Annotated in this window: 10 protein-coding genes; 7 read left to right on the top strand and 3 right to left on the bottom strand. The window is 67.6% G+C overall.

Translation table 11 applies throughout. The features are described from left to right. Positions 1-18 precede the first annotated feature (18 nt). Positions 19-768 (top strand): GntR family transcriptional regulator, encoded by a 750-nt coding sequence (locus KF707C_RS03635; RefSeq protein WP_100244170.1) that lies wholly within the window; start codon positions 19-21, stop codon positions 766-768. On the opposite strand, the gene KF707C_RS03630 is transcribed toward KF707C_RS03635, so the two are convergent. Further along, positions 769-1641, bottom strand: coding sequence for a LysR substrate-binding domain-containing protein (locus tag KF707C_RS03630; protein WP_004420385.1), 873 nt, complete (start codon positions 1639-1641; stop codon positions 769-771). It lies immediately after the preceding gene. Positions 1642-1771: 130 nt separating this feature from the next. Between KF707C_RS03630 and KF707C_RS03625 the strand changes: the two genes are divergently transcribed. The 3 genes from KF707C_RS03625 (at position 1772) to phnX (ending at position 5406) form a co-directional block, all read left to right on the top strand. After that, positions 1772-2932 carry a 2-aminoethylphosphonate--pyruvate transaminase gene (locus tag KF707C_RS03625; RefSeq protein ID WP_004420387.1) on the top strand — a complete coding sequence of 387 codons (1161 nt, stop codon included), beginning with the start codon at positions 1772-1774 and terminating at the stop codon, positions 2930-2932. 280 nt (positions 2933-3212) lie between these two features. Beyond that, positions 3213-4553, top strand: a complete 1341-nt coding sequence (locus KF707C_RS03620; RefSeq protein ID WP_004420388.1) for an MFS transporter — start codon at positions 3213-3215, stop codon at positions 4551-4553. A 25-nt stretch (positions 4554-4578) separates the two neighbouring features. Continuing rightward, positions 4579-5406: a phosphonoacetaldehyde hydrolase gene (gene phnX, locus KF707C_RS03615; protein WP_004420390.1), complete on the top strand. Its 828-nt coding sequence runs from the start codon at positions 4579-4581 to the stop codon at positions 5404-5406. A 141-nt stretch (positions 5407-5547) separates the two neighbouring features. On the opposite strand, the gene KF707C_RS03610 is transcribed toward phnX, so the two are convergent. Next, entirely contained in the window at positions 5548-7449 is a 1902-nt protein-coding gene (locus tag KF707C_RS03610) for a sigma-54-dependent Fis family transcriptional regulator (protein ID WP_004420393.1), read from the bottom strand. A gap of 317 nt (positions 7450-7766) precedes the next feature. On the opposite strand from KF707C_RS03610, the gene exaC reads away from it, so the two are divergent. Beyond that, positions 7767-9287, top strand: coding sequence for an acetaldehyde dehydrogenase ExaC (gene exaC / locus KF707C_RS03605; protein WP_004420395.1), 1521 nt, complete (start codon positions 7767-7769; stop codon positions 9285-9287). A 287-nt stretch (positions 9288-9574) separates the two neighbouring features. Here exaC and qhpR read toward each other — a convergent pair whose 3' ends face one another. After that, a complete protein-coding gene (qhpR, locus tag KF707C_RS03600) occupies positions 9575-10615 on the bottom strand; it encodes an AraC-like transcriptional regulator QhpR (RefSeq protein WP_004420398.1) in 1041 nt (346 codons plus the stop codon). A gap of 286 nt (positions 10616-10901) precedes the next feature. Here qhpR and eat point away from each other — a divergent pair, with 286 nt between their 5' ends. Both eat and KF707C_RS03590 read left to right on the top strand, forming a co-directional pair. Then, complete coding sequence (eat, locus tag KF707C_RS03595; protein ID WP_004420400.1) at positions 10902-12269, top strand: ethanolamine permease; 1368 nt, start codon at positions 10902-10904, stop codon at positions 12267-12269. A gap of 55 nt (positions 12270-12324) precedes the next feature. Beyond that, positions 12325-13719: an ethanolamine ammonia-lyase subunit EutB gene (locus KF707C_RS03590; RefSeq protein ID WP_004420402.1), complete on the top strand. Its 1395-nt coding sequence runs from the start codon at positions 12325-12327 to the stop codon at positions 13717-13719. Positions 13720-13721 lie beyond the last annotated feature (2 nt).

Raw genomic sequence — 13721 nt, 5'->3', positions numbered from 1 at the left:
CCCTGGAGAGATCACGCGATGCAAGTCGGGAGCATGCACCACCGCCTTTCGCCTGCCGGCGGCAACCCCCAGGGCCCCGCGAGGGCGCCCGGACACCTGGTCTACGAAGCGCTCTACAGCGCCATACTGGAACGTCGCCTGGCGCCGGCGACGCGCCTGAGCAAGGACACCCTCGGGCGCATCTTCCGCGTCAGCAGCGGGACCGTGCAGCGCGCCCTGACCCGCCTGGCGGAGGAAGGCGCCGTCGACCTTTCGCCCAACCAGGTGGCCGCCGTGGCGCGCCCCACGGAGCGCCACGCCCGTGAACTGCTGGAGGCGCGGCTGCTGATCGAGGCACAGGTCATCCGCCTGGTCAGCGGTCGCCTGGACGCCGAGCGACTGGACGAGCTCCGGGGCCTGGTCCGGTGCCAGCGGGACTGCCTGGCCCGGGGCGACCACGCCGGGCTGATCCTCGCGGCCAACCGCTTCCACCTGCGCCTCGCGGAACACGCCGACAACCCCTGGCTGCCGAATTTCCTCGCCAAGCTGCTGCGCCGCGCCGCCCTCGCCATATCCCTCAGCCGTGGCCGCGCCTACGACGAGGGGACCTGCGTGGAGCACGAGGCCCTGATCGAGGCCCTCGCCGCCGGTGAGGGGGAGCGCGCCTGCCTGCTCATGGACCGGCACCTGAACGGCCTGTTCGCCCGCCTGCGCTTCATGCCCCCGCCCACGGAGGACCTGCGGGCGGCCTTCCAGGGAAGGCTGCCGGTCCACCGGGGGCGCCGCTAGCTAGGCGCGTCGCCCCCGCACCATCTCGAAGAAGGTCTCGATGATCCGCCGCGAACCCTGCTCCCGCAGGCAGACCAGGGTTTCGGTCATGCGCTGCTGGCAATCGCGGATGGGCAGTACCTGGACATTGGCGCTGGCGCCCACCTCGGCGGCGGAGACGAAACCGACGCCGAGGCCGGCGGCGACCATCTCGAAGGTCGCCTCGCGCCCTTCCACCTCGATGGCCGGACTCAGGGCCAGGCCCGCCCGGCGCATCTCCTCCTCGAGGATCTGCCGGGTCATGGAGCCCCGTTCCCGCAGCACCATGGGCATCTCGGCCAACTCGGCCAGGACGATGGAGTCGCGCCCGGCCCAGGGATGGCTGCGGGCGACGAAGGCCACCAGCGGGTCGCTGCTGAGCACATGGGTGAGCAGCCCGTCATCCTCGACCGCCCGCCCCAGCAGGGCGAAATCCGCCTTGTACTCCTGCAGCCGGCGCAGGCACTCGTCGCTGTTGCCCGTCACCAGGCTGACGCGGATGCCCGGGTAACGCTCGCAGAACCGCGCGATGTGCCCCAGCAGGTGCACCGGCGAATCCACCGCCAGGGTCAGGGTGCCGGTCTCCAGCGCCCGGGAGGTGGACAGCAACTCCACGGCCTCGGCCTCGGCGGCGAACAGCCGCTGGGTGATGGACAGCAGCCGCTCCCCCAGCTCGGTGAGCTGCACCGAGCGCTTGTTGCGGTTGAACAGCAGGATGCCGAAGCGCTCCTCCAGCTTGCGCACCTGGTCGGAAACCGCCGGCTGGCTGAGGAACAGCGCCTCGGCCGCGCGGGTGAAATTCCCCTGCACCGCGACCGCGTGGAACGCCTTGAGCTGGGCCTGTGAAACCGCCATGCCGCCTCTCCTCGATAAATAATCTCAGGTTATTTTTGAAATACTATAAATCGATTTTTTTTATTTCTACGAAATTGGTTTGATCTCTCCCACACCAAGCGCCCTCACCAGAACAACGCTGGAGACGATCATGACCAAAGCCGAATTCCCCACCGCCACCCAGCCCCTGGCCGCCCCGGCCCTGGGCGAACCCTACCTGCTGACCCCCGGTCCGCTGACCACCTCCCGCGCCACCAAGGAAGCCATGCTGCGGGACTGGGGCTCCTGGGACGGCGCCTTCAACCTGGTGACCGCCGAAGTGCGCCAGGAACTGCTGTCCATGGCCGGCGTGCAGGACGACAGCTTCGCCTGCGTGCCCCTGCAGGGCAGCGGCAGCTTTTCGGTGGAAGCGGCCCTGGCCACCGCCATCCCCCGCGACGGCAAATGCCTGATCCTGATGAACGGCGCCTACGGCCAGCGCGCCGCCAAGACCCTGGACTACCTCGGCCGCGCCTACCTCACCCTGGACAAGGGCGACTACCTGCCGCCGCAGCCCGTTGAAGTGGACGCCCTGCTCGCCGCCAACCCGGACGTCACCAACGTCTTCCTGGTCCATTGCGAGACCAGCTCCGGCATCCTCAATCCGCTGCGGGAGATCGCCGAGGTGGTGAAGGCCCACGGCAGGAGCCTGATCGTCGACGCCATGAGCTCCTTCGGCGCGGTGCCCCTGACGGTGCAGGACGTGCCCTTCGACGTGCTGGTGTCCTCGGCCAACAAATGCATCGAAGGCATCCCGGGCTTCGGCTTCATCATCATCCGACGTTCGGTGCTGGAGGCCGCCAAGGGCCGCGCCCACTCCCTGGCGCTGGATGTCTACGAACAATGGACCTACATGGAGCGCACCGGCCAGTGGCGCTTCACCCCGCCCACCCACAGCGTGGTGGCCTTCCGCTCGGCGCTGGAGCAGCACGCGGCCGAGGGCGGCGTCGCCGGTCGCCTGGCGCGCTACTCGCGCAACCGCGACGTGCTGGTCGCCGGCATGCGCGAACTGGGCTTCAGGACCCTGCTGGACGACCAGTGGCTGTCGCCCATCATCACCACCTTCTTCAGCCCCGAGCACCCGAACTTCGAGTTCAAGCGCTTCTACGAGGAGCTCAAGGCCCGCAGCTTCATCATCTACCCCGGCAAGCTGACCCTGGCCGAGAGCTTCCGCATCGGCTGCATCGGCCAGATCGACGAGCACGTCGTCCGCCAACTGCTGCGCGCCATCGCCGACACCCTCGAGGTGATGGGCGTGGACATGACCGCCTGAGTCGAGAGGCGGTCCTTAAGGTCGCCCACCGTCCTGAGACGGCCCCGTTGCGGGTACGGAGCCGTGGTGCGGTGACCTCTTTCTGCAACATTCCCGTAGTAAACCAGCCGCTCGGCCACGCCGGGCAGGAGCCAAGACTAGCGCCGAACCTCATCCACCAGCCTGACGCCACGACCGCTGCCATCTGACCAAGGCCGTGCGTTTAGACAGCCCTGCAGTACTGAAAACAACAACAACCTCCCCTTTGCACTGTCCGGCATTCCCACACGGGGTCAGAACCATGAACAACTCAACAGGTGCCCCGCACAGCGGCTGGAAATCCCTCCAGCGCTGGCGCGTCCAGATCTTCCTCATCACCTGGCTGGCCTACGCCGCCTTCTATTTCACCCGCAAGGCCTTCTCCGTCGCCAAGCTCGGCATCGGCGAGGATCCGAGCTTCGAGCTCGACAAGGCCGCCATGGCCAACCTCGACGCCCTCTACCTGGCCGCCTACGCCGTAGGCCAGTTCACCTGGGGCATCGTCGCCGACCGCTTCGGCCCGCGCGTCGTCGTCCTCGGCGGACTGGTGATCTCCGCCCTGATGGCCCTCGTCATGGGCACCTTCGCCACCCTGCCTATCTTCGCCACCTGCATGGTGGTCCAGGGCCTGGCGCAATCCACCGGCTGGTCGGGCCTGTGCAAGAACATCGGGTCCTTCTTCGCCACCCGTGAGCGCGGCCGCGTGCTGGGCTACTGGAGCACCTGCTACGCCTTCGGCGGCCTGGTGGCCACGCCCTTCGCCGGCTGGTGGGCCTACGAGGTGTCCCACGACTGGCGCATGGCGTTCATCTCCTCCGCCGTCGTGGTGCTGGTGGTGGCCGTCCTGTTCTTCCTGCTGCAACGCAACCGCCCGCAGGATGTCGGGCTGCCGCCGGTGGAAGTGGACGCGACCTGCGAGCAGCGTGGCGGCGCCCCCCGGGAAAGCCACTGGAGCGCCCTGCGCAAGGTATTCAGGAACCGCACCGTGCTGGTACTGGGCCTGGCCTACTTCCTGCTGAAGCCGGCGCGCTACGCCATCCTGCTCTGGGGCCCGGTGATCGTCTACGAACGCATGCCCTCCATCGGCAAGGTGGCCTCGGCCATCGTCCCCACCTCCTTCGAGGTGGCCGGCCTGGTGGGCCCGATCCTGATCGGCTACGCCTCCGACAAGCTGTTCGGCGCCCGCCGCATACCCGCCTGCGTGCTCAGCCTGGTGGTGCTCACCGTCTGCCTGGCGCTGTTCGTCCCGGCCATGCAGAGCGGCAGCCTGTACCTGGTGGTGGGCCTGCTGTTCATGATGGGCATGACCCTCTACGGGCCCGACTCGATGATCAGCGGCTCGGCCGCCATCGACTTCGGCACCCAGGACGGCGCCGGCTCCGCCGCCGGCTTCGTCAACGGCTGCGGCTCGGTGGGCGCCATCCTCGGCGGCCTGCTGCCCGGCTACTTCGACACCGTCACCGTGTTCCTCGTCTTCACCGCCGCCGCCCTGCTGGCCAGCCTGATGCTGGTGCCCTTCTGGAACAGCCGGCCCAGGACGCTCGCAGCCCCCAGCCAAACCGAACCCTGCGCCCCGGCCGAACTGGCCAGCGCTCGAACCTGACCCCCTCGCGAACTGGAGACCCTCCATGAACTACCAGCAACCCACCCGCCTGAAAGCCGCCATCCTCGACTGGGCCGGCACCGTGGTCGACTTCGGCTCCTTCGCCCCGACCCAGATCTTCGTCGAGGCCTTCGCCGAGTTCGGCGTCGCCGTCTCCCTGGAAGAAGCCCGGGGCCCCATGGGCATGGGCAAGTGGGACCATATCCGCACCCTCTGCGACATCCCCGCCATCGGCGAGCGTTACCGCGCCGCCTTCGGCCGGCTCCCCACCGACGAGGACGTCACCGCCATCTACGAGCGTTTCATGCCGCTGCAGATCGAGAAGATCGGCGTCCACTCCGCGCTGATCCCCGGCGCCCTCGACGCCATCGCCAGCCTGCGGGACAAGGGCCTGAAGATCGGCACCTGCTCCGGCTACCCGAAGGTGGTGATGGACAAGGTGGTGGCGCTGGCCCGTGACAACGGCTACCTGCCGGACCATGTGGTGGCCACCGACGAAGTGCCCAACGGCCGTCCGCATCCGGCCCAGGCCCTGGCCAACGTCATCGCCCTGGGCATCGACGACGTGGCGGCCTGCGTGAAGGTGGACGACACCTGGCCGGGCATCCTCGAAGGCCGCAGCGCGGGCATGTGGACCGTGGCCCTGACCTGCTCGGGCAACGCCCTGGGCCTGACCTGGGAGCAGTACAAGGCCCTGCCCAAGGACAAGCTGGACGCCGAGCGCGCCCGCATCGGCCAGCTCTTCGAAGGCGCCCGCCCGCACTACCTGATCGACACCATCGCCGAACTGCCGGCGGTGATCGACGACATCAACCAGCGCCTGGCGCGGGGAGAAATGCCCCAGGCCAGCTGATCCGGCACTGAAAAGGCCCGGCCCCCCGCAAAGGGGCCGGGCCTTTCTGCTTTTCCGGACTTTTTTTGGGGCGACGACGCCGCGACCCATCCTATGTATGGACTCGAGTTGATCGGCCTCGCCGGCAGCTAGCGGAATCCCCTACCCCCGCGTCGCGATCGCGTGCTTGCGCAGCTTGCGGTACAGGGTGTTGCGGCTGATGCCCAGCTGCTCGGCGGTGCGGGTCATGTGCCAGCGCTGGCTGTCCAGGGCGTTGAGCAGGGCCGTGCGCTCGGCGTCATCCAGGGGATTGGCGAGCGGCTCGGCGGCCGGCGGAGTGGTGGTGCCACGCAGCACCTCGCCGGGCAGGTCGGCGAGGCGGATCAGGCCATCCTCGCAGAGCGCCGCCAGGGTCCGCAGCACGTTACGCAGTTGCCGCACGTTCCCCGGCCACGGGTAGTCCAGCAGCGCCTGCCGGGCGTCCTCGGCCAGGCAGATTCGAAGGCCACGGGCCTCCTCCTCCAGCAGGTACTGCAGCAATTCCGGCTTGTCGCTGCGCTCCCGCAGCGGGGGCAGCTCCAGCACCAGGCCATTGAGGCGGTAGAACAGGTCCTCGCGGAAAGTCCCGGCCTGCACCCGCTCCTCCAGGGCCCGGTGGGTGGCGCTGATGATGCGCACGTCCACCGCCTGGGGCTCGCCGCCGATGGGCACCACCTGGCGCTCCTCCAGCACCCGCAACAGGCGCGTCTGCAGGGCGAGGGGCATGTCACCGATCTCGTCGAGGAACAGGGTGCCGCCATCGGCCTGCAACAGCTTGCCGCGCATGCCCTCCTTGCGGGCGCCGGTGAAGCTGCCGCCCCGGTAGCCGAACAGCTCGCTCTCGATCAGGGTTTCCGGGATGGCCGCGCAGTTCAGCGCGACGAAGGGCTTGGCCGCGCGGGAGCTGGCCTGGTGCAGGGCGCGGGCGAAGGCCTCCTTGCCGGAGCCGGTCTCGCCACTGACCAGCAGCGGCACATCACGCTCATAGACACGCAGGGCGCGGCGGAAATCATTCTGCAAGGCCGGATCGCCCAGGCAGATCCCCGGCCGGGCGACCTTCGGCGAGGCCTGGGGCACCGGCTGCGGGGCGACGCGGGGTTGCCCGCGCAGGGCGGCGAACAGGGCGCGGCCATTGCGGGTGCGCAGGGGCCAGGTGGTGACGGGCTGGGGCGTGGCACGCCCCAGCAGGTCGTCGAGGTGACAGTCGAAAAGGGCCTCCACCGACTGCCCCAGCAGGTGCTCGCGGGCATAGCCCAGCAGGTTGATGGCGCTCTGGTTGACCGCGCGGATACGCCCTTCCCCGTCGAAGGCCAGCAGCCCCTCGCTGAACAGGCCGACGTACTCCGCCTGGAGGTGGAAGCGCAGCAGCCATTCACCCTCGAAGCGACGCAGGAAATAACAGCTCTCGATCATCTTCGCCGAGAGGTTGACCAGCGCCATGGTGTGGAACTGGCTCTGGCGTGACACATCGTGTCGCGCGGAGGAGACATCCAGCACCGCCATCAGCTCGCCCTGGGGGTCGAACACCGGGCTGGCGGAGCAGGTCAGCCCGGTGTGCCGGCTGCGGAAGTGCTCGTCCTGGTGAATGGTCAGCGCCTGGCGCTCCACCACGCAGGTGCCGATGCCGTTGGTGCCTTCGCGGGCCTCGCTCCAGTCGGCGCCGAGCCAGAGACCGGCCCGCTCGAAGGTAGGCCGCTCGGCACTGGCGGTGACGCAGTTGAGGATGATTCCCCGGGCATCGGTGAGCAGCACCGCATGGCCGGAACCGGATAGCTGGCGGTAGAGGTTGTTCATCTCGCCATTGGCGACCTCCAGCACCTGCCGCAGGCCCTCGCGGCGCTCCAGCATGCGGCCGTGCTCCAGCACGGTGGGCGCCAGCGGCTGGGCCGGGTCCAGGTGGTAATCCTCCAGGCAACGCAGCCAGGAGCGTGCGATGGATGGGTCGGCGGCGGGCCCGCTGGCCTGCGCCTTTCCCTGTGCCAGGGTCATCACCTGTTGGGCGTGACGGCTGAGAGAATTCTGCATTGTTGTTGTTCTCCTGTGCGGGCGTTCCGGGAGGCAGCCCTGGCCGTGAAACGGCACCCGCGGGTTCGAGCATCCTCCAGCCTGGATGGCTTTGCAATGGCTTGCCGACCCATCGGTCACAGGCTGTGTCAGATACGGGACAAAGTGTCACTCCAGGCTGTGCCGGGTCCGATACAAGGCGACCGCCACGCCCTCCTCTCGCACCTTGCAAACCGCTCTGGAACGGCTATTACAGGACTCTGGCCCGAGCCTTGCTCCTTATCCTGCAAACGCCAACCAGCGTTCTCCCAAACAGAACAAGAGACAGGAGAAACACCATGCGTTACGCCCAACCCGGTACTCCCGGCGCTGTCGTTTCCTTCAAGTCCCGCTACGGCAACTTCATCGGTGGCGAGTTCGTGCCTCCGGTCAAAGGCCAGTACTTCACCAACACCTCACCGGTGACTGGCCAGCCGATCGCCGAATTCCCCCGTTCCACTGCCGAAGACATCGACAAGGCCCTGGACGCCGCCCACGCCGCCGCCGATGCCTGGGGTCGCACCTCCGTGCAGGACCGCTCCAACATCCTGCTGAAGATCGCCGACCGCATCGAGCAGAACCTCGAAGTCCTGGCCGTCACCGAGACCTGGGACAACGGCAAGGCCGTGCGCGAGACCCTCAACGCCGACATCCCGCTCGCCGCCGATCACTTCCGCTACTTCGCCGGCTGCATCCGCGCCCAGGAAGGCGGCGCCGCCGAGATCAACGACAAGACCGTCGCCTACCACATCCACGAGCCCCTGGGCGTGGTCGGCCAGATCATCCCCTGGAACTTCCCGCTGCTGATGGCCGCCTGGAAGCTGGCCCCGGCCCTGGCCGCCGGCAACTGCGTGGTACTCAAGCCCGCCGAGCAGACCCCGCTGGGCATCACCGTGCTCATGGAACTGATCGGCGACCTGCTGCCGGCCGGCGTGCTCAACGTGGTGCAAGGTTTCGGCAAGGAAGCGGGCGAGGCCCTGGCCACCAGCAAGCGCATCGCCAAGATCGCCTTCACCGGCTCCACTCCGGTGGGTTCGCACATCCTCAAGTGCGCCGCCGAGAACATCATCCCGAGCACCGTGGAGCTGGGCGGCAAGAGCCCGAACATCTACTTCGAAGACATCATGCAGGCCGAGCCCGAGTTCATCGAGAAGGCCGCCGAGGGCCTTGTCCTGGCCTTCTTCAACCAGGGCGAGGTCTGCACCTGCCCGTCGCGGGCCCTGGTGCAGGAATCCATCTACCCGGCCTTCATGGCCGAGGTGATGAAGAAGGTGAAGGCCATCAAGCGCGGCGACCCGCTGGACACCGACACCATGGTCGGCGCCCAGGCCTCCCAGCAGCAGTTCGAGAAGATCCTCAGCTACCTCGACATCGCCCAGCAGGAAGGCGCCGAAGTGCTCACCGGCGGTGCCGTGGAGAAACTGGAAGGCAGCCTGGCCAGCGGCTACTACATCCAGCCGACCCTGCTGAAGGGACACAACAAGATGCGCGTGTTCCAGGAAGAGATCTTCGGCCCGGTGGTGGGCGTCACCACCTTCAAGGATGAAGCCGAGGCCCTGGCCATCGCCAACGACACCGAGTTCGGCCTGGGTGCCGGCGTCTGGACCCGCGACATCAACCGTGCCTGGCGCATGGGCCGCGGCATCAAGGCTGGCCGCGTCTGGACCAACTGCTACCACCTGTACCCGGCCCACGCCGCCTTCGGTGGCTACAAGAAATCCGGTGTCGGCCGCGAAACCCACAAGATGATGCTGGACCACTACCAGCAGACCAAGAACCTGCTGGTGAGCTACGACACCAACCCGCTGGGCTTCTTCTAAGTCCTCCCCCACGAAAAAACGCGGCCTCGGCCGCGTTTTTTCATTTCTGGAACACCCTTTCCCCTACCGGTGGGAGCGAATTCATTCGCGAACGATCCCGAGCGCGGCGCTCGCCCTGTTCCGCAGGGTGGACCACGCTTCACCGGTCCACAATCGAGGCCCTCGCGGGTGGATGGAAAAGCGCCATCCACCCTTGGGTTGACCTGGTTCCGTAGGGTGCGCCATGCGCACCGGAAGCATCCCCAAGGTGCGCACGGCGCACCCTACCGGGGGACAGCCGGGCTGCCCTAGCGCTCATCCCCGCGCCACTGCCGGGGGCTGACCCCGAACCAGCGACGAAAGGCGCGGGAGAAGGCGCTGGTCTCGGAATAGCCGAGCAGGGGCGCCAGTTCGGAAATCGGCCGCTGTCGCTGGCGCATGTAGTGAAGCGCCAGCTCACGACGGGTCTGCTCCACCAGTTGGCTGAAGCTCAGGCCTTCCTCCCGCAGGCGCCGCTGCAGGCCCGCCGGGGTCAGTTCCAACTGTTCGGAGATGCACTCGAGGTTTGGCTCGCCCTGGGCCAGGGCCAGGCGGATCTGGGTACCGGCCTCCTCCAGCAGGCTCGGCCGGTTGCCCTGCTCGCCCAGGCGGCGGATCACGTCCTGGAAGAGGAACAGCAGGTTGGGGTCGCGCTCGGGCATCGCCCGTCCCTGCACATCCCCCTTGGGCACCAGCAGGAAATTGCAGGGACGGCCGAACTGCACCGGCGCGCCGAACGCCGCCCCATGCTCCTGCCAGCCCTCCGGGCGTTCATGCTCGAAGGCCACCGCCCGTGGCGCCCAGTCGCGGCCGAGCACATGCCGGACCAGGTTCACCGCCATGCCCATGGTCAGCTCGGCGTCCTGGCGGCGGTCGAGGATGGCGCCGTGGCGCACCTGGTAGTCGAAGCGGTAGCACTCGCCGCAATCCACCAGGCGGATCAGGGTGCTGTGCTGGTGATAGGGAAACGCCTCGGCGAAGTTCTTCAGGGCCTCCTCCAGGGTGCTGGAGAACAGCCCGACATAGCCGAGCAGGCCCAGGTCGCGGGGCTGGAACTGCTGGCCGTAGTGCAGGCCGAAGTTGTCGCTGCCCGACTGCCGCGCAGCCTCTTCCAGCACCCGGCAGTAATTGGTCAGGGCCAGGCTGAGGGTGGGGTGCCGCAGCTGCTCCGGGTCAATGCCGGCACGGCCGAAGATGCGGTCCAGGTCACCCCCCTGCCCCTCGATGAAACGATCGAGTCCGCTGGCGGCGGCCGACAGTACGCCGACGTTGTTGCCCAGGCTGGCCATGGATAGCAGGGAGGCGCTCATCAGGGTCCACCGATTTTTCTTGATCGCTCATTCAAGCAAAAGCCATGCCCCCTGAGACCCTGGCGAGAAGCCCTGGAAAACGGGGCTCCGCGAGCCATTTCCGGGCATTCCCGAGCCCCGCGCCCTGTCACGGGGCACGCCGTGTGAGGCCCTGGGTAACAACGGGATACAACTTGACCGCAGGCGATGGCGACGGAGCCCCAGGGTCAAGTCCTGCCCGGGGTCGGTGGATAAGATCGACCGAGGTCATCCATCAACCACGCCCCCGCAGGGCAGAGGAGTTCCGATGAGCACAACAACACTAAAACCCACGCTCGGCACCTTGCACCTCTGGGGCATCGCCGTCGGCCTGGTGATCTCCGGCGAGTACTTCGGCTGGAGCTACGGCTGGGCCGCCGCCGGCACCCTCGGCTTCATGGTCACCGCGCTGCTGGTGGCCACCATGTACACCTGCTTCATCTTCAGCTTCACCGAACTGACCACCGCCATCCCCCACGCGGGCGGCCCCTTCGCCTACAGCCGCCGCGCCTTCGGCGAGAAAGGAGGGCTGATCGCCGGCATCGCCACCCTGATCGAATTCGTCTTCGCCCCACCGGCCATCGCCATGGCCATCGGCGCCTACCTCAACGTGCAGTACCCGGAGCTGGATCCGAAGCACGCGGCAGTGGGCGCCTACCTGATCTTCATGACCCTGAACATCCTCGGCGTCAGCATCGCCGCCACCTTCGAGCTGGTGGTCACCGTGCTGGCGGTGGCCGAGCTGCTGGTGTTCATGGGCGTGGTGGCGCCGGGCTTCAGCTTCTCCAACTTCGTCCTCAACGGCTGGGCCGGCAGCAACGAGTTCAGCCTCGGCGCCTTCTCCGGCATCTTCGCCGCCATCCCCTTCGCCATCTGGTTCTTCCTTGCCATCGAGGGCGCCGCCATGGCCGCCGAGGAAGCGAAGGATCCGAAACGCACCATTCCCCGCGCCTACATCGCCGGCATCCTGACCCTGGTGTTCCTCGCCATCGGCGTGATGATCATGGCCGGCGGCGTCGGCGACTGGCGCGAGCTGTCGAACATCAACGACCCGCTGCCCCAGGCCATGAAGGCCGTGGTGGGCAACGACTCCACCTGGATGCACATGCTGGTGTGGATCGGCCTGTTCGGCCTGGTGGCCAGCTTCCACGGCATCATCCTCGGCTACTCCCGCCAGTTCTTCGCCCTGGCCCGCGCCGGCTACCTGCCCCCTGGCCTGGCCAAGCTGTCGCGCTTCCAGACCCCGCACCGCGCCATCCTCGCCGGTGGCGTGGTGGGCATCGCCGCCATCTACAGTGACGGCCTGATCAACCTCCAGGGCATGAGCCTGACCGCCGCGATGATCACCATGAGCGTGTTCGGCGCCATCGTCATGTACATCATCAGCATGCTCAGCCTGTTCAAGCTGCGCCGCAGCGAACCGCACCTGGAGCGTACCTTCCGCGCACCGGGTTACCCTGTGGTACCGGCCATCGCCCTGGCCCTGGCCGTGGTCTGCCTGGTAGCCATGGCCTGGTTCAACACGCTGATCGGGGGCATCTTCCTTGCATTCATGGTGGTGGGTTATCTCTACTTCCAGTTCACCGCCCACCATCGCGCCAGTGCACCGGCCGATGCCCTGTTGAACCGCGCCTGAGTTCGTCGCGCCCCGGTACGAACAAACCGGGGCGCCTCTTCAAGGAGAGCTTCGAGTGAGCAGTTTTTCCCACAGCGTCGGCGGCGAGACCTGGCGCTTCGACAGCCTCAAGGATGTGATGGCCAAGGCCAGCCCGGCCCGCTCCGGTGACTACCTGGCCGGCGTCGCCGCCAGCAGCGACGGCGAGCGGGTGGCCGCGCAGATGGCCCTGGCGGATATCCCGCTGAAGCATTTCCTCGACGAGGCGCTGATCCCCTACGAAGCCGACGAAGTCACCCGCCTGATCATCGACAGCCACGACCGCGCCGCCTTCGATCCGGTGAGCCACCTCACCGTCGGCGGCTTCCGCGACTGGCTGCTCAGCGACCACGCCGACGAGCACAGCCTGCGCGCCCTGGCCCGGGGCATCACGCCGGAAATGGCCGCCGCGGTGTCGAAGATCATGCGCGTCCAGGACCTGGTCCTGGTGGCGCAGAAGATCCGCGTGATCACCCGCTTCCGCAACACCCTGGGCCTGCGCGGCCGGCTCTCCACCCGCCTGCAGCCCAACCACCCCACGGACGAGCCCGCCGGCATCGCCGCGAGCATCCTCGACGGCCTGCTCTACGGCAACGGCGACGCCATGCTCGGCATCAATCCGGCCACCGACAGCATCGCCTCCATCTGCGCCATGTTGGAGATGCTCGACGCCATCATCCAGCGCTATGACATTCCCACCCAGGCCTGCGTGCTGACCCACGTCACCACCTCCATCGCCGCCATCGAGCGCGGCGTGCCGCTGGACCTGGTGTTCCAGTCCATCGCCGGCACCGAGGCGGCCAACGCCAGTTTCGGCGTGAGCCTGGCCATCCTCCAGGAAGGCTACGAAGCCGGCCTGTCGCAGAAGCGCGGCACCCTGGGCAACAACCTGATGTACTTCGAGACCGGCCAGGGCAGCGCCCTCTCGGCCAACGCCCATCACGGCGTCGACCAGCAGACCTGCGAGACCCGCGCCTACGCCGTCGCCCGCCACTTCAACCCCTTCCTGGTGAACACCGTGGTGGGCTTCATCGGCCCGGAGTACCTCTACAACGGCAAGCAGATCATCCGCGCCGGCCTGGAGGACCACTTCTGCGCCAAGCTCCTCGGCGTGCCCATGGGCTGCGACATCTGCTACACCAACCATGCCGAAGCGGACCAGGACGACATGGACACCCTGCTCACCTTGCTGGGGGTGGCCGGCATCAACTTCATCATGGGCATTCCGGGCTCCGACGACGTGATGCTCAACTACCAGACCACCTCCTTCCACGACGCCCTCTACGCCCGGCAGAGCCTGGGCCTGAAGCCCGCGCCCGAATTCGAGGCCTGGCTGGAGCGCATGGGCATCCTGGTGCAGAACGACGGCCGGGTGATCCTCGGCGACCAGTTGCCCCCCGCCTTCCGCCAGGCCATCGCCCGCCTGGCCTGACC

It is taken from the genome of Pseudomonas furukawaii (genome assembly GCF_002355475.1).
In the GTDB taxonomy this organism is placed as follows: Bacteria; Pseudomonadota; Gammaproteobacteria; order Pseudomonadales; family Pseudomonadaceae; genus Metapseudomonas; species Metapseudomonas furukawaii.
Note: the sequence above shows the minus strand (reverse complement) of the source record. Positions and strands in the feature narration are given on the sequence as shown.